This is a genomic window from Arthrobacter sp. NPDC057388 (genome assembly GCF_042668165.1).
GTDB lineage: Bacteria > Actinomycetota > Actinomycetes > Actinomycetales > Micrococcaceae > Arthrobacter.
Genome location: NZ_JBHVBL010000007.1, coordinates 1 through 21,367, shown reverse-complemented (window position 1 = coordinate 21,367; position 21,367 = coordinate 1). Strand labels below are relative to the sequence as shown.

The following is a 21,367-nucleotide window of genomic DNA, read 5'->3' as shown; positions in this document are numbered from 1 at the left end:
ACCCTGGCCGTGGCACTGCTGGACAGCCTCCCCCGACATATCTTCAGCTCCCGGGGCTGGGGGCTCCTGGCGGCCGGTGCGGTCTCATTGCTCTGCGCCCAGGTCATGGGCCGCCGCGATCTTCTGGTCCTTGGTGTCCTGCTGCTGGTCCTGCCGCTCATTTCGCTGGCCGGCATCCGCGTGGTCAAGCCGCGCTTCCGGGTGTACCGGGAGTTCAGCCCCTCTACCGTTGAGACAGACTCCATCACCACGGTCCGGCTCGCCGTGGCCCGGACCGGTGTGGGCACGGGCCGGGTCATCATGGAGGAGCGGCTGCCTCCGCGGTTCGGTGAATCCCCTGCGTTCCGTTTCCCCGCCAGGTCCGCGTCCGGCGGCACCAGCCGTTACGAGTACCACCTGCGCTCGGGTAAGCGGGGACAGTTCACGATCGGCCCAGTCACCGCCGAGTTCACGGACCCCTTTGGGCTCTCACTCCACAGGCACGCGATCGACGACGGCGACACACTCACCGTGACGCCGGCCGCCGTCGAGCTCCCGGTCACCGGCCTGGCCGGTGCGCGCGGCAATGACGGCATCACGGCCACCCGCACCAGGGCCAATCCCAGCGACGACGACGTGATGACCCGCGAGTACCGGCACGGCGACCCGATGCGCCGGGTGCACTGGCCGGCCACGGCCCGGCACGGTGCCCTCATGGTGCGGCAGGAGGAGTCGGTCACCACACCCGAAGCCACCGTCATCCTCGACCACCGGTACGTTGCCCACTCGTCGGGATACAGCCCGGTGTTCGGCAGCACGGGCGACGACGGGAGCGAACTCGTCACCAGTGACACTTTTGAGTGGGCTGTCACCGCCGCCATGTCCGTGGCCGCGCACCTTGCCGAGCTCAACTACTCGCTGCGGTTCCTGGATGCAGCCGGAGAGCCTGCATTCCACCGTTCGTCCTCGGCGCCGGAGCCCGACAGCGAGGAGTACAGCGGCGCGACCGGCCTGCAGTCCATCGCCGAAAGCCTCGCCGCGATCCAGCTGACGGGACCGCACCATGCTCGGAGGGACCACGACTCCGTCCGCCGCGAGCATGCCGGTGGCGCGGATCCGGCCCAGTCCGTCTTTGACGACAGGCTCATGGACAAGCTCGTGGCCCACCGGATGCGCGGACCGGTCCTCGCGCTCCTCGGGAAGATTTCACTCGCGGAAGCGAGGGCACTGGCACCTGCTGCCGGTTACGCTGCCAACGCGTTTGCCGTGGTGATCACGGACAAGCCGGCGGAGTGCCACGAAGCGCTCGAGGCCCTGCGCCTGGGCGGCTGGCGGGCAGTTGCGGTCGAGGCGGCAACCTCGCTGCCCGCGGCGTGGACGTATTTCGATGAGGGAGACGCCGCCATGTGGACGGCAGCGGCGGACGTCCGCCGCGGTGCGGAGGTAGGGCCATGACACTGACGTCCCACCGGCCGGCGGAGGCCCGGCCGCAATCCGCTCCGGGCTCCCCCGGCGGCGGCAGATTCGGCGCCGGCGCATATCCCTGGGCCATGTCCGGTGCGGTGGCGGTGTCAGTCCTCGGGGCGTCGCTGTCCCTCAACGGGGTCCTTCGGGGCTGGGCATGGTTCCTGCCTGTCGTGACCGTGGTGGTGGTGGTCTCGCTGGCCATGGCCCTGCTGCGCACGTTCCGTGTCCCGCCACTGCTGGTGGCCGCGGGCGGCCTCGTGTCCCTGGCCTTCATCCTGACCTTCACGTTCTTCCGCCACGACAGCATCGCCGGGTTCCTCCCGTCGCAGGCCACCTTCGACGCTCTCGGCCGGCACCTGCGGCGGGCCAGCGAAACTGTCCTGGCCGAGAGCTCGCCGGTGGCGCCCAACGCCGGGATCGTCCTGGTGACCTGCGCCGCGCTGGGGCTCGTCGTCATCCTCGTTGATGCGCTGGCCCTCCCCCTGGGCATGCCTGCCACGAGCGGACTCGGACTGCTGGCGGTGCTGGTGGTGCCGGCCATGATCAAGCCGCAGAGCGTGGGATGGCTGGGGTTCCTGGTGACGGCGGCAGGCTACCTGGTGATCCTGGCGTGCAGCCAATGGTTCGCACCCGACGCCCGGACTCAGGCGGACACGGCCCGCAACCCGGGCCAGATCAGCCGCGCCGCACTGACCGGTGCCGTGGCGCTGGTGGTCACCCTGCTGCTGCAGCTTGTGGTTCCCGGCTTCGACCAGGGCACGTTCCCCCAGGGTTCCCGCCTCAACCCCTGGGGTTCCGCCTCCGGGCTGAACCCCATGATCAGCCTCGGGAACAGCCTGCGCACCCCGACGGGCGAGGGCCGGATCACCTACGCCACCAACGCCACCACCCCGCTTTACCTGCGCTCGGTGACGGTGGACCGCTTCGACGGCGAATCGTGGTCCCCCGACGACCGCAATGCCAGCCGCCGGGCGGGCACCGGGCGGATGGACGCGGGGCACGAGATCCTGGCGCCCGAACAGATCCGGCAGGTGACAGTGGTCAACACCGGCGACTTCACAAGCCCCTACCTTCCCGTCCCGTACGCCCCCGAATCCGTCAACGGGCTGAGCGGACGGTGGAGCTGGGATCCTGCCACTCTGAGCATTAAGGGCACCGACACCAACTCCCGCGAACAGCAGTATCTGGTGCAGTCCTCGGTGCCGAAGCTCACCACGGAACTGCTGGACGCGTCCTCCGCCCCCGTACGGGGCGTACCGGAGGAGTTCATCCGGCCGCCGTCGAACGTTCCGGACATCGTCCGGACCACCGCCGAGTCCGTCTCGGCAAACGGCCGGACCGCCTACGCCAAGGCGATGGCGATCCAGCGGTTCCTGCGCGGGCCGGACTTCACCTACTCCCTGGAGTCCCCGGTCCAGGGCGGATACGACGGCAACGGGTTGTCGGTCCTGGCGGATTTCCTGACTCAGAAGAGCGGCTACTGCATCCACTTCGCCTCCGCCATGGCCGTGATGGCCCGGCTGGAAGGCATTCCGAGCAGGATAGCCGTCGGTTACGCGCCGGGCCGGCTGACCGGTGCCACGGTCTCCGTGGCCGGCCAGGGAACGCTCCCGGAATACGAAGTCGATGCCCGTGACGCGCACGCCTGGCCCGAGCTGTACTTCCAGGGCCTCGGCTGGGTTCCGTTTGAGCCCACCCCCTCACGCGGCGTCGTGCCGGCCTACGCGCAGGACTCCTCGGCGTCCGGCGGGGCCAGCACCAACGACCAGAACAATGACGGCCTGGTACCGAGCGGCGGTGCCACGGCACCTTCGGCTCCGGCCCCTGAGCCGCTGCCCCTCCCGGGAGCCGGCACGGCCGACGGCGGAAGCCAGGCAATGCCTGCGCTCTACACCGCCGCCGGGCTGCTGCTGCTGGTCCTCCTGGCCGCTTCACCCCGCCTGGTGCGCGGGGGTCTCCGGTCCCGGCGCCTGAGGGGAACCGGCAGCGGCCGGAACCGGCTGGCCGAACCTCCACTCGTCTGGTCCGAACTCCAGGACACGGCCATGGACTACGGCGTGCGCCCGCGACCGAGCGAAACCCCGAGGACGTTCTCTGCCCGGCTGCGGAACTCCCTGGCCGCGGGACCGCTCGACGCCGGGACCTCCCAGGCTGTGGCTGTACTGACCGACGCCTACGAACGGCACCAGTACGGCCGCCCCTCAGGCCAGGATTCCGTGCCCGCCGGACTTTTGGAGGAGGCCGCCGTCGAGCACATCAGCCAGGTGCGGCGGGCGCTGCGCCACAAGGCCGGCGTCACCGGCCGGCTCCGCGCCGACTGGCTGCCGCCGTCGGTCCTCTCCCGCTGGGGCACTGTGGGGGGCTGGCCTTTGCGCATCCTGGCTCGCGCCGCGCTCCGGGTGGGGCGCTCCGCTTCGGCACTGTGGCACAGGACCCGCAGCGGAATCCGCCGGCTCCGCCAGGGTTAATTGCCGCGCGGCCGTGAAGGACTTCCCAGGTTTGACATGTGACGGCCACCACCTTATCGTTAGGAATCGGGAAAGCGCATTCCATGCAGCGGCCAGTCCGGCTCCCCTGATGGGAACCATCGCATAAACCGGACCGCAGCAGCCCTGGCGGGGCGGCGCGAGGCGCAACCTTTCCCGCGGGATTCCGGTCGTCCGGCGACGGATGGATCCGCGGGACAGACGACTTGTCCAAAGGAGGACGACATGAAGAGCGGGACACATAAGCTGCCGACCTACAGTGAATCGATTCAACCAGGCAATGGCCGGCCGAGCAGCACCAGGAAGGCTGCGGCAAGCGGCTGGGTGGGCAGCGCCCTGGAGTACTACGACTGGTTCATCTACGCCCAGGCCGCTGCCCTGGTCTTCCCCACGGTGTTCTTTCCGGCCGGAAATCCGACCGTCGCCCTGATCGCTTCGCTTGGCACCTACGCCGTGGGATACGTCGCCCGCCCCATCGGGGCATTCGTCCTCGGACAGTGGGGCGACAAGCACGGACGCAAGAACGTCCTGGTCCTGGCCATGCTGCTGATGGGTGTCTCCACCTTCGCGGTGGCCCTGCTTCCCACCTACGACCAGGTGGGCATTCTGGCCCCGGTCCTGCTGCTGGTCCTTCGGCTCGTCCAGGGCTTCGCCGTGGCCGGGGAACTGAGCGGCGCCAGCGCCATGATCGTGGAGCATGCGCCCTTCGGCCGGCGCGGCTTCTATGCCAGCTTCGCGCTGCAGGGCACCCAGGCCGGACAGATCATCGCCGCTGCCGTCTTCCTTCCGCTCTCGGCGGTGCTGTCAGCCGAGGACTTCCACGCCTGGGGCTGGCGGATCCCGTTCCTCCTCAGCGCCCTGGTGGTGTTCGCCGGTTACATGATCCGGCGCCGCGTTGACGAGACACCCGTCTTCGTGGAGGAGAAGGCGCACCGCGACGTTCCCAGGATGCCGGTGGTCCAGGTGCTGCGCGAAAGCGGGCTGAACGTGGTGCGGGCCGTCTGCATGACGCTGGTCAACGTCGTGGGCGTGACCGTGGCCGTCTTTGGTGCCGCCTATGCCACGCAGCCCGGATACGGCATCGGCATGAGCACCACCGTCTACCTGTGGATCCCCGTGCTGGCCAATGTCATCGCGCTGGCCCTCATCCCCTGGTTTGGCGACCTCTCGGACCGGTTCGGCCGCCGGCCCCTGATGATCGTCGGTTCGCTGGGCTCCGGCGCGCTGGCCTACGGATACCTCTACGCGGTCAGCCAGAACAACGTTCCGCTGACCATCGTCCTGGCGATCCTCATGTGGGGCACGCTGTACCAGGTCTGGAACGCCACCTTCGCCAGCTTCTTCCAGGAGCTCTTCCCCTCCCACACCCGCGTTACTGGCTTCGCCATCTCCCAGAACATCGGCCTGCTGATCACGTCCTTCCTGCCCAGCCTCTTCACGGTGGTCGCGCCCCCGGGTTCGGCCAACGTTCCGCTCACCGTCGGATCCATCTGCTTCGGGATCACGGTGGTCGGGGCAGTTGCTGCCTGGTCCGCCAGGGAGACGCACCGGATTCCGCTCCATGAGCTGGGGACGCCGGATGCCACCCCCGTTTCCCGCGAGGAGTATGCGGACATCCGGGCCGCGGCCCGCTAGATCGGGCACAGCGCCCTCACACGGAAAACGCACTGGCCTGCAGGATTCCTGCAGGCCAGTGCGTTTGCCCGTTGTACCCGACGGCAGGCTTTAGCCGGCGTAGGGGTCCGCGATGCCGATGTACTGGGTGTAGAGGTATTCCTCGATGCCTTCGAGCCCGCCTTCGCGGCCCAGGCCGGACTGCTTGACGCCGCCGAACGGTGCTGCTGCGTTGGAGACGACGCCGGCGTTCAGGCCGAGCATGCCCGTCTCGAGCCGCTCGCCCATACGGATCCCGCGGTTGAGGTCCTTCGTGAAGACGTAGGCCACCAGCCCGTATTCGGTGTTGTTGGCCAGGCGCACGGCCTCGTCCTCGGTGGAGAACGTGATGATGGGCGCGACCGGCCCGAAGATCTCCTCGGACAGGATCCGGGTGCCCTCGGTGACGCCCTTGAGGATGGTGGGCTGGTAGAAGTAGCCCGGCCCTTCGACCGGCGCTCCGCCAAGTACCGTGGTGGCGCCGGAGGAGACGGCGTCGCTGACCAGCTCGTGGACCTTGTCCCGGCTCTTGGCGTCAATGAGCGGGCCGACCTTGGATTCGGGCTCGGTGCCGCGCGCGGTGGTCATGTCCTTCATCTTCGCGGCGAACTTCTCCGCGAACTCGTCCGCGACGGATTCGTGCACGATGAAGCGGTTCGCGGCGGTGCAGGCCTCGCCCATGTTCCGCAGCTTGGCCAGCATGGCACCGGCAACTGCCGCGTCGACGTCGGCGTCCTCGAACACCACGAACGGGGCGTTGCCGCCGAGTTCCATCGATGTACGCAGCACCGTCTCGGACGCGTCGGAGAGGAGGCGTCGGCCCACCTCGGTGGAGCCAGTGAAGGACAGCTTCCGCAGCCGGGAGTCCTTGATCAGCGGACCGGTCGTGGCGCCGGCGCTGGTGGTGCTGATGACGTTGAGGACGCCGGCCGGCAGGCCGGCCTCCTGCATCACTGCGGCAAAGAGGTGGGAGGTCAGGGGCGTCAGGTTGGCGGGCTTGAGCACCATGGTGCAGCCGGCCGCGACGGCGGGTGCGATCTTGCGCGTGGCCATGGCCAGCGGGAAGTTCCACGGCGTGATCAGCAGGCACGGGCCCACCGGCTTCTTGGTCACCAGCAGGCGGGACTTGCCGTCCGGGGAGACGGAATAGCGGCCGAACGCGCGGACGGCTTCCTCGGAGAACCAGCGCAGGAACTCGGCACCATAAGTGACCTCGCCGCGGGCCTCGGCCAACGGCTTGCCCATCTCCAGGGTCATCAGCAGGGCAAAGTCCTCGGCCCGCTCGGTCACCAGCTCAAAGGCACGGCGCAGGATCTCGCCGCGCTCCCGCGGCGGCACCTTCGCCCAGGACTCCTGGGCTGCGGCGGCGGCATCCAGGGCGGCGGCGCCGTCCTCGGCCGAGGCGTCGGCGATGCTCAGCAGCACCTTCCCGGTGGCGGGATCCTCGACGTCGAACGTCTTGCCCGACGCCGCGGAGCGCCACTCGCCGTTGATGAGCAGGCCGGTGGGAACAGACGCGAGCAATTCGCTTTCGCGTTCTGCGGTAGCAGTGGACTGTGTTGTAACAGACACGGTGACTCCCTCGTCAGCAATCGGATTGCCGGTTATGTGCAGCTCCTGCACACGGCTAACCGCCGCCTGCCGCCCGCTGCTTGCTTGGCTGGATTAAAGCCACCGTACTGCCCGAATCTCGGCAGTGTCTACGCATCGGCGCACTGCCAGTCGGGGCTTTCGTTGTGCAGCTGCACAGCCGCAGGAGGGCACGATCAGGGGCGGTTACGGCAGCCCCGAAAGGCTCTGCATCACCGGGCAGCGAGGACCGCTGAGTACAGTTCCCGCTTGCTCACCCGGGTCTCCTCGGCGACCGCCGCAACGGCTTCCTTGAGGCGCACGCCCTTGGCCACGAGTTCGTTGACGGCGGCGACGCCGTCCTCCGGGGATCCCGGCGCGCGTTCCGGCGCCCCTGCCACCACGACCGCGATCTCGCCGCGCACCTCGTTGGCCTCCGCCCACTGCAGCATCTCCCGCAGCGACCCGCGGAGGACTTCCTCGTACGTCTTGGTCAGTTCCCGGCACACCGCCGCGCGCCGGTCCGGTCCGAAGCGCTCGTGCAGCGCCCGCAGCATGGCCTCGAGCCGGTGCGGGGCCTCGAAGAAGACCATGGTGCGGCGTTCGGCGTCGAGATCCGCCAGCCGGGTGGCGCGTTCGCCTGCCTTCCGCGGCAGGAACCCCTCGAAACAGAACCTGTCGGTGGGCAGCCCCGACAGCGCCAGGGCGGTGAGCACGGCGGACGGACCGGGGACGGCCGTGACTGTGAGACCGGCGGCCACCGCCCCCTCGACCAGGCGGAAGCCTGGATCGGAGACTGCCGGCATGCCGGCGTCGGTGACCATGACAAGGGTTTTACCGGAACGGACCTGTTCCAAAAGTTCGGCCGTCTTGGCGGCCTCGTTGTGCTCGTGATAGCTGATGATCCGCCCGCGCACGGCGACGTCCAGGGCCTGCACCAGGCGGTGCAGGCGCCGGGTGTCCTCCGCCGCGACGATGTCCGCTGTCCCGAGCAGTTCGAGCAGCCGGGGTGAAGCATCTCCCACATTGCCGATCGGTGTTGCCGCCAGGACGATCCGTCCCGGCCCGCCGGCGCGGAAGTCCCGCTCCCCGTCGCCGCCGGCGGCCGGTTCTGAATCGCCGGAAGGGCCGGAACTGCTGTCAGGGGCGGTGCTCGCTTCATGGTCCACAGGTCCAGCCTACTGCTGCCCGGCACTCCCCAAGGGCTTCTTCACCCCGCTCCCCAAGGCGCAAACGGTAGCATGGGCACGTGACGCAGACCTCCGTGCGGCCTGACGGGGCCGAACCAGCAAGCACCCCGGCTCCCGCACCCGCCACGGAAGGCCGCGGCGTGCACGGGAAGCGCTGGATCAGCCGGCCCTCGGAAGCGTTCACCGCAGATGCCCTCGCCCTGCGCCTGATCGGCGGCATCCGCACCTGGCGGGACTACCCGCCGTCGCTCCGTCTCTGGTTCTGGCTGGTTCCGGCGCTGACAGCCGCCGTGGGCGGATTCCTGCGTTTCGTGAGGCTGGACGTTCCCCGCAGTCTGGTCTTTGACGAGACGTACTACGTCAAGGACGGCTACTCGCTGCTGGTGAGCGGCTACGAACGGAGCTGGCCGGACAAGGCCAACGACGCGTTCATTGCCGGCAACCCCAACGTCCTGCTGAACACTCCTGAATATGTGGTGCACCCGCCCGTGGGCAAGTGGATGATTGCGGCAGGGATGTGGCTGTTCGGCGCGGACAACCCCTTCGGCTGGCGCTTCGCCGCTGCGCTGACCGGCACCTTGTCCATCGCCCTCCTCGCACTGATCGCCCAGAAGCTGTTCCGCTCGCTGATCCTGGGGGCGGCGGCCGGGCTGCTGCTCGCCGTCGACGGTCACCACCTCGTTCTGTCCCGCACGTCGCTTTTGGACATCTTCCTGATGTTCTGGGTCCTGGCGGCGTTCGGTGCGCTATTGCTGGACCGCGACGACGGCCGGCGCCGGCTGGCCGCCAGGCTCGGACGCCAGGCTGCGTCCTCCCCCACCGGCAGGCCGTCCGTCCTCCAGCTGCTGTCAGGGCCATGGCTGGGGGTCCGCTGGTGGCGGATCGTGGCAGGCGTCTGCCTGGGCCTGGCCGTGGGCACGAAATGGTCGGCGCTGTTCTTCCTGGCAGGCTTCGGGCTCCTGACCGTGTTCTGGGACCTGAGCGCGCGCCGGACCGCCGGCGTCCGCGGCTGGATCAGCGCCGGAATCATCAAGGACGGACTCCTGGCCTTCGTCAGCATGGTGCCGGTGGCCGCCGTGACGTACGCCGTCACGTGGACGGGGTGGTTCCGCTCCACCGACGCCTACTACCGGCGGTGGGCGGAGACGAACCCCAGCGCCGAATGGGGGTGGCTGCCGGACTCAGTGCGGTCCCTGGCGCATTATCACCTCGAGGCGTACAAGTTCCATCAGGGGCTCAGCTCGGAGCATCCGTATGAGGCGAGCGCCTGGAGCTGGCTGGTGATGGGCAGGCCCACCTCGTTCTACTACGAGTCCCCCAAGCAGGGCACGCCGGGCTGTGACTTCGCAAACTGCACCTCGGCCATCCTGTCGGTCGGCAACCCGCTGATCTGGTGGAGCGCCACCATCGCGCTGGTGGTCCTCCTCTTCTGGTGGGCGGGCCGGCGCGACTGGCGTGCCGGCGCCGTGCTGGCCGCCGTCGGCTCCGGCTACCTGCCGTGGTTCATGTACCCCGAACGCACCATGTTCTTCTTCTACGCGGTGTCCTTCGAACCCTTCCTGGTCCTGGCGCTCGTGTACTGCCTTGGCCTGGTCCTGGGGAAGAGCACCGACCCGCCGTGGCGCCGTCGCTCCGGGCTGTACGGGGTGGCCCTGTTCCTCGTGGCCTCGGTGTTGATTTCCGCCTTCTTCTACCCCGTCTGGACCGCCGAAATGATCACGTACCAGGACTGGCGGTTCAGGATGTGGATGCCTTCCTGGATCTGAGGCACGATGGCAGGTGGAACCCGGACGTGATGATGAACGAAATGGAGACCCGCCTGTGAGGGAAGCAAGCACGGAACTGATGGTTGCCCTGGAGGACAGCAGCAACGTCACCGACCTGCTTTTGGACCGCTACCGGCACAATCCTTCGCACGCTGTCTACGCTCGGCGGGACTCCACCGGCTGGCAGAACGTCACCGCCGGGCATTTCCTGGACCAGGTCACGGCACTGGCGAAGGGCCTCATCGCCGGCGGCCTCGCACCCGGCGATGCCGTCGCGGTCCTCTCGGCCACCCGCTACGAGTGGACACTCGTCGACTTTGCCATCTGGTTTGCCGGCGGTGTGACGGTGCCCATCTACGAGACCTCCTCGGCGAGCCAGGTGGAGTGGATCCTGTCCGATTCGGGCGCCGTTCGCGTTTTCGTTGAGGACCGCCAGAAGGCGGTGCTGATGGACCAGGTCCTCGCCGCCTCCAGTGTCCTCGCCGGCCGCCTGGTTCCGGTGGTCCGCATGGATTACGACGGCGATGCCCCCAACCTTGCCAGCCTCGCCGCCGCGGGGGCCGGGGTGACGGATGCAGAACTGGAGCGGCACCGCTCGGCGGCAGTGCTCTCGGACGTGGCCTCCCTGGTCTACACCTCCGGCACCACCGGCCGGCCCAAAGGCTGCCAGATCACCCATGGAAACTTCGCCCTGGTGGCCAGGAACATGGTGGCCTTCCTGCCCGAACTCCTGCAGCAGGAGAACGCCCGGACACTGATGTTCCTGCCGTTGGCCCACGTTCTGGCCCGGGCGGTCCAGGTGGTGTGCCTCAGCGCCGGGGTGACTCTCGGCCACACCTCCGGAAACGCGCAGCTCCTCGATGACCTGGGCACCTTCAAACCGTCCTTCCTGCTCGCGGTGCCCCGCATCTTCGAGAAGATCCGGGCCGGCGCGGAGCAGAAGGCGAAGGACGCCGGGAAGTCCCGGCTGTTCAGCGCCGCATCGCGGGCGGCAATCCGGTACTCGGAAGCGCTGGATGCCGCCGCACGCGCTGAGGGCGGCGGACCTGGCCTGGCGCTGCGGGCGCAGCACGCGCTTTTCGACCGCCTCGTCTACCCCTGGCTGCGGCAGGTGTTCGGCGGCAGCATGACCTACGCCGTTTCCGGTGCGAGCCCGCTGAATGTGCGCGACGCACACTTTTTCAGGGGTGCGGGGATCACTGTGCTCGAAGGCTACGGCCTGACCGAGACCACGGCGCCCTGCACGGTGAACACCGCGGGCCGCACCCGGGTTGGGACGGTGGGCATCCCGGCGCCGGGCACCACCATCCGCATCGCGGAGGACGGCGAAATCCTGGTCCGGGGCATTGGCGTGTTCAAGGGCTACCACGCCAACGCAGCTGCCAACGCCGAGGCGTTCACCGACGGCTTCTTCCGCACCGGGGATCTCGGTTTCCTCGATCCCGACGGGTTCCTCACCATCACCGGGCGCAAGAAGGACCTGCTGGTTACGGCTGCCGGCAAGAACGTCGCTCCCGGGCCGCTCGAGGAGAAGATCCGGGAACACCAGCTTGTGGGCCACGCCGTGGTGGTGGGTGACGGGAAGCCCTTCGTTGCTGCCCTGATCAGCCTGGACCCCCAGGGCCTGGAGCAATGGTGCACGGCACGGGGTGTCCCGCTGCTGAGCCCCGCCGAAGCCCGCACGGACAGCGCTGTCTGCAGTGCAGTCCAGGAGGCCGTGGACGCGGCCAACAGCCTCGTCTCCAAGGCCGAATCCATCCGCAAGTTCCGCGTCCTGGATGCCGCGTTTACTGTGGACTCCGGGCACCTGACGCCGTCCCTCAAGCTCAAGAGGGCCGCCGTCGTCAGGGATTTCGGCGCCGAGATTGAGCAGCTGTACAGCTAGACAGGCATTGCCGGAGAACCAGTGGCTGCCGGCGGGCGGCTACAGGTTGGCGGGACGTGTGGTGCCGGCTTCCGCGGCGTCGTCGGCATCCGCTGCCTCTTCGGTTTTGCCGCCCTTGCGCCCCTTCCGTGCCGGGGCCAGCCCACGGCGCCTGCGGGTGGGCCAGGTCAGGATCAGCGTCACGATGGCCGTAATCAGGACCAGTGCTGCGATGACCAGGCCGGCGTCAATCCAGAACTGCCCGGGGAACAGCCGGATGAGGGTATCCTCGAGCGCAAACGTCCAGGAGCCGGCGGCGAAAAAGATGCGGTGGAACTCGGTGAAGAACTGCTGCCAGCCGAGGGCGGCCAGCGTGCCCAGGCCGATGATGAGCACCAGCGTCACAATGGAGCCGGCGAACAGTCCCCGGCGCACTCCGCCCTGGGTACGCCGCCGCAGATAGATGACGGCAATGATGCTGATCAGGATGAGCAGGGCCCCGGCGCCGAAAGCGGACAGGATGACCAGCTTTACGTCCGCCATGTGGCTGACCTCGCCGTCCTTGAACAGCTTTTCGCCGCTGCGGTTGACCAGTTCACCCAGGTAGCGCGGACCGGACCAGTTGCTGAGGTAGTCCACGGCGTAGGAGCCGTAGGTCATGCGGTCGTCCGCGTTGAAGCCATACCCGTCGCCCGGGAAGCCGGGCCGGTGGTACTCGACCCACAGGAAAAGCGGGCTGGTCACGGCACGCACGGCCAGGACCAGGAGGATGATGGGGTAGAAAACAGCCAGCAGGACCTGGAGAAACCGCGGCAGCACGGGCTTGGCCTTGGCGGCCTGCTCGCGCTCGGCATTGCGGCGCTCCACTTCCTCCTCTGGCGGGCGGACCTGCAGGGCGGAGGTGGGCAATGGTTCACTGAAAGGCGATGGTTCACTGAAAGGCTTGGGTTCACTGAAGGGCTTGGGTTCACTGAAGTGGGTGCCCGCCAGCGTTGATCCCGATCGGGCCGGCACGTCGGCCTCGGCTGCACTCCCGTCAGTCTCCGCGTTCCGGCCTGCCTGCGTGCGCTGGTCCTTTCCCGCGTTTTCGGCAGCCGCCGCCTCAGCCGCCTTGCGGTCGGCGCGGCTTTCCGGCTGGGCTCCGGCCGAAGCTGCTTCCGGACGGACTTCAGGACCGGGGGCGCTGTCGCCTTCCGCGGCGCGGGCTGCAGGCGCGGGCTTCATCCATTCAAACGCCGGCTCGTCGGTGTCCTCCGTGGGATCCAGCGCAGGGCCCGCCGCCGGGTCCAGGCGCGGGTCAAGGCGTCCGGACGGGGTCGGAGTATTGTCTTTCACTGCAGCTTCACTTCCGTAGGCGTCCATGCACTGTCGTACCGGGATGAACCGGGGCCAGGCAGCGCTTCGTATCTCTCCAAGAGCCTACCGTCAGCCACTCCGGCACCGCGATGTGCCACCCCGCCACCTGCGGAATTATCGGCTGGCAGTAACAATCATGCTGCAAGTTCTGAATAGCCGGCGTCCTGGCTGCCCAGGTCGCCGCGGGCGCCGGCGCGGTAGGCCCGTCCCCCGCAGACCAGCACATACAACCAGTATGCGGCCAGCACCGCCGCACCGATACTGATCTTCGCCCACACCGGCAGCGTGCTCGGCGTCACGAAACCCTCGACGAGGCCCGAAACAAACAGCACCAGGACCAGGCCAAGCGCCACCGTGATCATGGACCTGCCCTCTGCCGCAACGGCGCGGGACCGCGTCCGGGCCCCCGGCGACACCATGGCCCAAAAGATCCGCAGTCCGGCAGCACAGGCCACAAACACTGCTGTCAGCTCCATCAGCCCGTGCGGCAGGATGTAGCTGAAGAAGACCTCCGTCTTGCCCACCGCGGCAAACATCCCGGCGGCCACCCCCACGCCCTGGGCGTTGGCGAACAGAATCATCGGCACCCAGAATCCGGTGATGCCCAGGGCCACCGCCTGGGCACTGATCCAGGCGTTGTTGGTCCAGACGGCGCCTGCAAACGACGCCGCCGGATTCTCCGAGTAGTAGTCGATGAAGTCTTCCGTGACATACCGCTGGACTTCCGCTTCCGAGGCTACGGCCCGCAGGGCGTCGGGCGAGGTGCCGATCCAGAAGGCGTAGGCGAAGCCAACAAGGCAGAACGCGGCGCCGCAGGCCAGGGTCAGCCAGCGGATCCGGTACAGGGCGGCCGGAAGGGCCAGGACGAAGAACTGCGCGAGGTCTGCCATGAAGTTGGACCGGGCGCCGGTGAACCGGGTGCGCGCCTGCGCCAGCGTGGCAGACAGGGTCGCCGACAGCCCGCTCTCCGGCCCGGTTGACCGCAGCAGGGAGAGGTGGGCGGACGTCACCTGGTACAGGCGCAGCAGCTCATCCGCGTCGGCACCGCTCAGGCGCCGCTTGTTCGCCAGGTCATGCAGCCGCGACCATGTGTCGGCGTTGACGGCGGAGAAGGCGTCCATGTCCACGCTCCTACCCTAGCCTGCGAAGCATAGACTTAGGCGAACGGTGGCCGGAACCACGAAGGGGCAGGAATTGAGTCCACTCATCACAGGCGAGGCAGTCGTCCTGGAACTCCGCCCGGCATCCTTCGCCGCCCGCGCCCTCGGCCTGTTGCTCGACGTCCTGGTGCATTCCGCACTGCTGATAGCCCTGCTGATGGGACTGGGTACCGCCCTCGACGAGCTTGACGAGGCCGCCGCCGGGGCGCTCACTTTGGTCACCGTGGTGTTGTGCTTCGTCATTGTTCCCGCAACCCTGGAGACCCTGACCCGCGGACTCTCGCTCGGGAAACTGGCGGCCGGGCTGAGGATCGTGCGTGACGACGGCGGGGCCATCCGGTTCCGCCACGCCGTCATCCGGGCGCTGATCGGGTTCCTGGAGATCTACCTGACGTTCGGCGGTGTCGCCATCGCGGTGGCACTCTTCGACGGCAGGTCCCGCCGGCTGGGTGACATCGTGGCCGGCACCTACTCTTTGCGGCGCCGCGTCCCGGTGGAACCCACAATCGTCCCGCTCGCTCCCCGGCACCTCGCCGCCTGGGCGGAGGCTGCGGACATCGGCCGGATTCCGGATGCCTTGGGGCGGCGGGCCGCGCAGTTCATGCGCCAGGCGCCGCGGATGGCCCCGCTGTCGCGCAGCGGCATGGCCGCGGCCCTCGCCACCGAAGTGTCTGGATATGTGGCGCCGTCGCCCCCGCCCGGGACCACTCCCGATGACTATCTGGCGGCTGTTCTGGCTGAACGGCGCACCCGGGAACTCCGCCGCCTCAGTGCGGCCAAAACACATAGCGACCGCATCGGGGAACGGCTGCACCGGCTGCCGTTCCCGGCGGGCAGGGACAGCCAGTAGTGCCTCTAGCGTTTGGCGTACTGGGCCCAGGGAATGTTCCAGTCACCGTAGCCCTCGAGCGGCTCGACCGGCGCGGCGCCGGTGTTCAGGACCTGGACGACGTCGCCGGACTTCATGTTGTTGAAGAACCAGGCAGCGTCCGCGGGGAGCAGTCCGACGCACCCGTGGGAGACATTGGATACACCCACATAGCCCCATGCCGATTCGAGCGCCTGGTGCACATAGACACCCGATGAAGTGAGCCTGTTGGCGTACTCCACGGTCAGCGGCGGGTAGTACCCTTTGTCGCCGGGCTTCAGGCCGATGCTTCCCGCGTTGAACTTCGAATGCCGTTCCTGCTCCATGATCACGGCGTAACCGGACGGGGACAGCCAGTCGGAGCCGCCCAGCGTGACCGGCGCCGTCCTGACCAGCTTGCCGTCGAAGTAGACCTTCATGGTCTTGGTGTTGTCATCCACCACCGCCAGGCGCTGCTGGCCAACCTTGAACTGCACCTTGGCGTTGAAATTGCCGATCATGCCATTGCCGAAGTCCACTCCGAACAGCTTCATGTCAACGGTGACCTGGCTGTTGGACGCCCAGAACTTCTCTGGCCGGATGCGGACCTTCTGGTCGGAATACCAGTGCCAGGCAACCGGCTGCTTGGAAGAGACACTGATCTTGACGGCCTTTTCAACCGCAGCCTTATTGGTGACCGGTTCACTGAACACGATGTCGATGGGCTGACCCGCTCCCACTGTGGAGCCGTTCTCCGGGTACACGGCGGCATCCGCCTCATTGGCAGGCTCCACGGTGGTGAAGGTCTGGGACTTCTGGGTTTCCCGGCCCGCTTCGTCAACGATGGTGTAGCTGTACTTGTACGGTGTGTTGAACTCCAGCGGGTCCACGGCCGTCCAGGTGCTGCCGTCCGCGCTGACAGTGCCTTTGACTGCCTCTCCCCCGGCAGCCGGCACGAGCACAACGTCCTTGACGCGGCCGTTAACCGCCTTAACCGAGGGCGCCACCGCAGGGTTGACGCCCTTGGCGCCGTCGAGCGGAGTCACCCCCAGTTCCACGGCCTTCACCACGGGCGCGGCGAGGCCAGGTTCGTTGCGGACGGGGCTGGAGGCCTCAGACCGGGGCACTGGGTTGGCCCAGCCAGGAGCGGTGGCGACGCCAATTCCGCCGGCAGCAACCGCCGCGCAAATGGCAACGACGGCGATGATTTTGCCGGTTTTCCGGTTGTTCTTTTCCGTCATGACTGGTTTCTCCGTGTCCCACCGGGCTGCCAAGCGGCATCCGTCCGTGTGCCCAGCGGTAACGCTGACCAGTCGATTTTATCGCACGGCAGTGCTGCCCCTGATTTGGAGTCCCGGCGCGCCGGGCGTGGCGGCCTGGGTTTTCCATATCAGACGGCGGCGGCCACGGCGTGCTGCGGCACGCCGTGGCCGGTCACTGTTGGCAGCGGCCAGCCGCTGTCAGTAGCGGTAATGCTCCGGCTTGAAGGGGCCGGCCACGTCCACGTCCAGGTAGTCGGCCTGGTCCTTGGACAGTTCTGTCAGTTCGACGCCGAGGGCATCGAGATGCAGCCGTGCCACCTTCTCGTCCAGGATCTTGGGGAGAACGTAAACCTGGTTTTCGTATTCCCGCTCACCCTCGGGCTGGTCCTTCTTGGTGAACAGCTCGATCTGGGCGATGGTCTGGTTGGCGAAGGAGTTGCTCATCACGAACGACGGGTGGCCGGTCGCGTTGCCGAGGTTCAGCAGGCGCCCCTCGGACAGGACGATGATGGACCTGGTGTCGTCCGCCGTGTCGCCGCCGAAGACCCATTCGTGCACCTGGGGCTTGATCTCGACCTTGCGGATGCCCGGGATCCGGGCCAGGCCGGCCATGTCGATTTCGTTGTCGAAGTGCCCGATGTTGCCCACGATGGCCTTGTTCTTCATGCCCGCCATGTGCTCGGCCATGATGACGTCCTTGTTGCCCGTGGTGGTAATGAAGATGTCGCCCTGGTCCAGCACGCTCTCCAGCTTCGCCACCTGGTAGCCGTCCATGGCTGCCTGCAGTGCACAGATGGGATCGATTTCGGTGACGATCACGCGGGCGCCCTGGCCGCGGAGGGCCTCTGCGGCACCCTTGCCGACGTCGCCGTAGCCGCAGACGACGGCGACCTTGCCGCCGATGAGGACGTCCGTGGCCCGGTTGAGGCCGTCCGGCAGGGAATGCCGGATGCCGTATTTGTTGTCGAACTTGCTCTTCGTCACGGAGTCGTTGACGTTGATCGCCGGGAAGAGCAGCTTGCCCTGTTCGGCGAGCTGGTACAGGCGGTGCACACCCGTGGTGGTTTCCTCGCTGACGCCATGGATCCCGGCCGCCATGCGGGTCCACTTCTTCGGGTCCTCGGCCAGGGTCCGGCGCAGGACGTCCAGAACGATTCCGTACTCTTCGGGATCGTTGGCCCCGGCCGCCGGAACGGCGCCGGCAGCCTCGAACTCCACGCCGCGGTGCAGCAGCAGCGTGGCGTCGCCGCCGTCGTCGAGAATCATGTTCGGGCCCAGCTCAGGGTTGGTGTCAGCGCCCGGCCAGGTGAGGATCTGCTCGGCGGTCCACCAGTATTCCTCCAGGGTTTCGCCCTTCCAGGCGAACACGGGAACGCCCTGCGGGTCCTCAACGGTTCCGGTTCCCACGACGACGGCCGCAGCGGCCTCGTCCTGCGTGGAGAAGATGTTGCAGGAGGCCCAGCGGACCTCAGCGCCAAGTGCCGTGAGAGTCTCGATCAGGACTGCGGTCTGCACCGTCATGTGCAGCGAACCTGCGATCCGGGCGCCCTTGAGGGGCTGGCTCGGTCCGAATTCCCGGCGCAGTGACATCAGGCCCGGCATCTCGTGCTCGGCGAGGCGGATCTGGTGGCGCCCGGCTTCGGCCAGGGAGATGTCGGCAACCTTGTAATCGAACGTCATGGGAATCCTTTGCTGTATCCGGCGTCTAGCCTTCTGCGGTGCTGGCTGGGTGTTAGGCGGTGGGGGCAGCCGCTGCGGGCCCGGCGTCGTGCTGGTCCGACCGGGCGGCCGTGGCTGCGGCGCGGAGTTCCGGCGGAAGCAGCAGCGGAATGCCGTCCTCGATGGCGTACCGGAGCCGTTCGCCGTTCTCCGCCGCCGACGTCGAGACGAGCTCCTCGCCCTCCTGGGTCAGAGCCGATCCGGTGACCGGGCACCGCAGGACGGACAACAGTTCAGGACTGATCTTTGGCATGGTGGATGCTCCCTGCTGGGCACAAGCGCTGTGGCTGACGGATTTCAGCCTCCAGCCTACCGCCACTTCGGTACGGGGACGCTTTGCGAACAAATGGAACGGGGCCGCGGGGGCTAGGACGGTTCGCGCAGGATACGCAGATGGCCGCGGCGGGTGCCTTCCGTTGCGGCCGGTGCCTCCAGCGCCGAGTGGGCGGCGCGCTGCCCCGGAGGCGGGGACGCCGGGCGGGACGCCGCCTCACGGACGGCGTCAGCGAGGGCCAGCAGGTCATCAGGACCGGGCTGGGGCGGCTGCGAGGGCATGGCAAGACGGAGCACTTCCCAGCCGCGCGGAACGGTCAGCGAACCGGCGTGCTGCTCGCAGAGGTCGTAACAGTGCGGCTCCGCGTAGGTTGCCAGCGGTCCAAGAACAGCAGTGGAGTCCGCGTAGACGTACGTCAACGTGGCCACCGCGGACTGGCGGCAGGCTGATCTGGAACACTGACGTATTGCACCCACGACAACACAGAATACTCCGCTTCCGGCAGATTTCCCGACATTGACGAACGGTCCGCGCCACGGCAGCCGGGCCCCGGTCCGGTTATGTCGCGCAAATCATTTGGCGGGTCTAGAGTCTGTATATGCAGTCATCGCACCATTCTTCGGGTTTCACGGTCCGGTTGGCTGACCCGGATGCGCCCCGGGACGCCGCCGGGATTCCCGCTGGCCGGAGCTTCGCCCAGCGCCGCCGCAACCGGCACGGCCGCGGCCTGCGGGGCGAACTGCTGCTGCCCACCCTCCCCGGCTACCGGAGCCGCTCGGACCGGTTCGATGAGTTCGTGATGGACTCCGCGCAGCGGCTCCACGACATCTGGGGCAAGCCGCTCGACGGCGTCCGCTTCGCCGTCGATGAGATCCCGCCGAACCTGGAACAGCTGCTGGCCGAGGGCTCACCCGCTCCCCTGGGCTGCTACACCCCGGGAACCGAGGACGAGGGGCCCATCATCACGCTGTACCGCCGCGTGGTTGAGCAGGCCTGCCCGGTCAAGGAGGAACTGCAGGACCTGGTGCACGACGTGGTGGTGGAGCACACCGCCGAGATGCTCGGGGTGGCTCCGGAGACGCTCGACCCCGTGTACCGCCGGCGCTACTAGAGGCTGCTAGTAGCCCAGCGTCACCGCCACTTTTTCCTGGCCCTCCGCGCCCGCGGTGATGCCCACCGTGGAGATGTCGTTCCCGCCTTCCCGCTCCAGCAGGACTGCGCCGTAGGCCGCTCCGCCGGAAGCTGACACCACGTAGCCGACGACGGCCGTGTCCCCGATCCGGTCGGCCGCCTTGAGCGCAGTGGTGGTACCGGCAGCGATGTCCGCGGTGGCCGCGGCGTGGAGCTTCCCGTCGGCCGTAACCGGCGTATAGGAAATGGTTGCCCTGCCGTCCAAAGCTCCGAAAACCAGCCGCCGCTCCCCGCCCTGCGGAAGCGGCACCACGTGCTGACTGCCCAGCTGGGCGGTGGCGGGCGACCAGGCGAAGTCCAGACTCTGGCTGGCTTTCAGGCCCCGGCTCACACGCGCAGCGGCCACGATACTGACGTCAGATGTGGCCGAAACGGTGTACTGGCCGGCGGGAACGCCGGACAGCGGGATCTCCGTGACGGTTCCGGCCTTGGCGGTAACCACGCCTCCACCCGGAAGCGCCTGCTGCCCTGCCCGGCCAAACAGCTTGACCTCCACCACGGCGTCGGACGGGCCGGGAACGGTGATCTGCAGCGCCGGGCCGGCGTCGCCAAAACCGGACTCCCCGGTCAGAGACTTCACATCCCCGGCGTCCTGGATGTCGAGGCCTGTCATCACCTGCGATGCGCCAGCGGATACTCCGGGTGCGATGAAATCCACGCCGCCCGGGGTCAGCCCGCGCAGCACGCTCTGCTGGATGAAACCGCTGACGGGACCGCCGGAGCTTCGGACGTGCACGCTCAGCCGTTCTTCACCGGGCGCCAGACCGGCCAGGATGATGGAGCGCGTCGACTTCGGCCCCACCAGCAGGCCGCGGCTGCCGGAGGCCTTGACCTGGCCGGCCTTCCCAAACAGGTCGAGGTTCACCGTTGCGGGTGTGGTGGAGGCATTGGTGAGGTGAAGGACGCTGCTGCGGCCCACGGCGGTGTTGGCACCGCTAAGCCAGAGGTCGTTCGACGGCGGCTGGCAGGCGGCTGCCGCAGAACCGCGCAGGTCACCGTCGGACGCGGTATAAGCCATGAGGCCTGCCGCGGCCGGCTGCCGGTTCCCCAGCGCGTCCGCGGACAGCACGCTGACGTCGTCCACGCTGCGGCCCTCGAGGGCCCCGGCAAGCAACCCGGAGGAGCCCGCGGGTGCCGTCGCCGAGCCGGGTGCCTTGGCAATCCGCTGCAGCTCGGATCCCTTCAGCGCGGAGAGCGCACTGCCGGGCAGGTTCCCGCCCGCCGCGCTCACCACCAGAGCGGACACGGAACTTTTGGCCGTCGCGGATTCGGGGCTGAACTGGGGGTCGGTCCCTACCGGTGTTCCTTCGAGCAGCCGCGCCGGAGCCGGGCAGACATCCTGGACGCTTCCGGCCGGCACAGCCGCTTCCGCGACGTCAAGCGGCCGGGCAGCGGACGGCTGCGGGGCCAGTGCCGCCGCCGCAACCAGACCGCCGCCGGCGGCAAGGATGACGGCGCCGGAGAGCAGCCCGGCCACAGCGCCACGGCGGCCGGCAATGCGGCTGGCACCGCCGGACCGCACCCCGGAGGCCGTGCTTCCGGCGGACCGGGCGCCGGAAGCGCCGGAAGCGCCGTTTCCGGAAC

Annotated in this window: 16 protein-coding genes; 7 read left to right on the top strand and 9 right to left on the bottom strand. The window is 68.2% G+C overall.

Annotated features, from left to right (window positions below):
* Positions 1-9: 9 nt before the first annotated feature.
* From ACFUTU_RS05215 to ACFUTU_RS05205, 3 genes are all read left to right on the top strand, one after another.
* Complete coding sequence (locus ACFUTU_RS05215) at positions 10-1,434, top strand: DUF58 domain-containing protein (RefSeq protein WP_377961501.1); 1,425 nt, start codon at positions 10-12, stop codon at positions 1,432-1,434.
* On the top strand, positions 1,431-3,914 hold the full coding sequence (locus ACFUTU_RS05210; RefSeq protein ID WP_377961498.1) for a DUF3488 and DUF4129 domain-containing transglutaminase family protein: 2,484 nt from the start codon (positions 1,431-1,433) through the stop codon (positions 3,912-3,914). Before ACFUTU_RS05215 ends, ACFUTU_RS05210 begins: the two co-directional genes overlap by 4 nt.
* Positions 3,915-4,157: 243 nt before the next feature.
* Complete coding sequence (locus ACFUTU_RS05205) at positions 4,158-5,567, top strand: MFS transporter (RefSeq protein WP_377961496.1); 1,410 nt, start codon at positions 4,158-4,160, stop codon at positions 5,565-5,567.
* A 90-nt stretch (positions 5,568-5,657) separates the two neighbouring features.
* Here ACFUTU_RS05205 and ACFUTU_RS05200 read toward each other — a convergent pair whose 3' ends face one another.
* Both ACFUTU_RS05200 and rsmI read right to left on the bottom strand, forming a co-directional pair.
* Positions 5,658-7,157 carry an NAD-dependent succinate-semialdehyde dehydrogenase gene (locus tag ACFUTU_RS05200; RefSeq protein WP_377961493.1) on the bottom strand — a complete coding sequence of 500 codons (1,500 nt, stop codon included), beginning with the start codon at positions 7,155-7,157 and terminating at the stop codon, positions 5,658-5,660.
* 230 nt (positions 7,158-7,387) lie between these two features.
* The gene (rsmI, locus tag ACFUTU_RS05195; RefSeq protein ID WP_377961732.1) at positions 7,388-8,209 is read right to left on the bottom strand and encodes a 16S rRNA (cytidine(1402)-2'-O)-methyltransferase; all 822 of its coding nucleotides are present in this window, start codon (positions 8,207-8,209) and stop codon (positions 7,388-7,390) included.
* Positions 8,210-8,403: 194 nt separating this feature from the next.
* On the opposite strand from rsmI, the gene ACFUTU_RS05190 reads away from it, so the two are divergent.
* Together ACFUTU_RS05190 and ACFUTU_RS05185 are read left to right on the top strand one after the other, a co-directional pair.
* Positions 8,404-10,110: a dolichyl-phosphate-mannose--protein mannosyltransferase gene (locus tag ACFUTU_RS05190; RefSeq protein WP_377961491.1), complete on the top strand. Its 1,707-nt coding sequence runs from the start codon at positions 8,404-8,406 to the stop codon at positions 10,108-10,110.
* A gap of 55 nt (positions 10,111-10,165) precedes the next feature.
* A complete protein-coding gene (locus ACFUTU_RS05185) occupies positions 10,166-11,995 on the top strand; it encodes an AMP-dependent synthetase/ligase (protein ID WP_377961488.1) in 1,830 nt (609 codons plus the stop codon).
* Between the two features lie 39 nt (positions 11,996-12,034).
* Here ACFUTU_RS05185 and ACFUTU_RS05180 read toward each other — a convergent pair whose 3' ends face one another.
* Together ACFUTU_RS05180 and ACFUTU_RS05175 are read right to left on the bottom strand one after the other, a co-directional pair.
* Complete coding sequence (locus ACFUTU_RS05180) at positions 12,035-13,309, bottom strand: TIGR01906 family membrane protein (protein ID WP_377961485.1); 1,275 nt, start codon at positions 13,307-13,309, stop codon at positions 12,035-12,037.
* A 155-nt stretch (positions 13,310-13,464) separates the two neighbouring features.
* Positions 13,465-14,457, bottom strand: coding sequence for a stage II sporulation protein M (locus ACFUTU_RS05175; protein WP_377961483.1), 993 nt, complete (start codon positions 14,455-14,457; stop codon positions 13,465-13,467).
* Positions 14,458-14,524: 67 nt separating this feature from the next.
* Here ACFUTU_RS05175 and ACFUTU_RS05170 point away from each other — a divergent pair, with 67 nt between their 5' ends.
* On the top strand, positions 14,525-15,340 hold the full coding sequence (locus tag ACFUTU_RS05170) for an RDD family protein (protein ID WP_377961480.1): 816 nt from the start codon (positions 14,525-14,527) through the stop codon (positions 15,338-15,340).
* Positions 15,341-15,345: 5 nt separating this feature from the next.
* On the opposite strand, the gene ACFUTU_RS05165 is transcribed toward ACFUTU_RS05170, so the two are convergent.
* The 4 genes from ACFUTU_RS05165 to ACFUTU_RS05150 all read right to left on the bottom strand — a co-directional run bounded on the left by ACFUTU_RS05165 (position 15,346) and on the right by ACFUTU_RS05150 (position 19,068).
* The gene (locus tag ACFUTU_RS05165) at positions 15,346-16,578 is read right to left on the bottom strand and encodes an Ig-like domain-containing protein (RefSeq protein ID WP_377961478.1); all 1,233 of its coding nucleotides are present in this window, start codon (positions 16,576-16,578) and stop codon (positions 15,346-15,348) included.
* 219 nt (positions 16,579-16,797) lie between these two features.
* Entirely contained in the window at positions 16,798-18,279 is a 1,482-nt protein-coding gene (gene ahcY / locus ACFUTU_RS05160; RefSeq protein ID WP_377961475.1) for an adenosylhomocysteinase, read from the bottom strand.
* Positions 18,280-18,331: 52 nt separating this feature from the next.
* Positions 18,332-18,571 carry a Trm112 family protein gene (locus ACFUTU_RS05155; protein ID WP_377961472.1) on the bottom strand — a complete coding sequence of 80 codons (240 nt, stop codon included), beginning with the start codon at positions 18,569-18,571 and terminating at the stop codon, positions 18,332-18,334.
* Between the two features lie 113 nt (positions 18,572-18,684).
* Positions 18,685-19,068 (bottom strand): DUF3499 domain-containing protein, encoded by a 384-nt coding sequence (locus tag ACFUTU_RS05150; protein ID WP_377961470.1) that lies wholly within the window; start codon positions 19,066-19,068, stop codon positions 18,685-18,687.
* Between the two features lie 122 nt (positions 19,069-19,190).
* Between ACFUTU_RS05150 and ACFUTU_RS05145 the strand changes: the two genes are divergently transcribed.
* Positions 19,191-19,703 carry a metallopeptidase family protein gene (locus ACFUTU_RS05145; protein WP_377961466.1) on the top strand — a complete coding sequence of 171 codons (513 nt, stop codon included), beginning with the start codon at positions 19,191-19,193 and terminating at the stop codon, positions 19,701-19,703.
* 6 nt (positions 19,704-19,709) lie between these two features.
* Here ACFUTU_RS05145 and ACFUTU_RS05140 read toward each other — a convergent pair.
* A partial coding sequence (locus tag ACFUTU_RS05140; protein WP_377961463.1) for a DUF5719 family protein occupies positions 19,710-21,367 on the bottom strand: 1,658 nt, incomplete at its 5' end.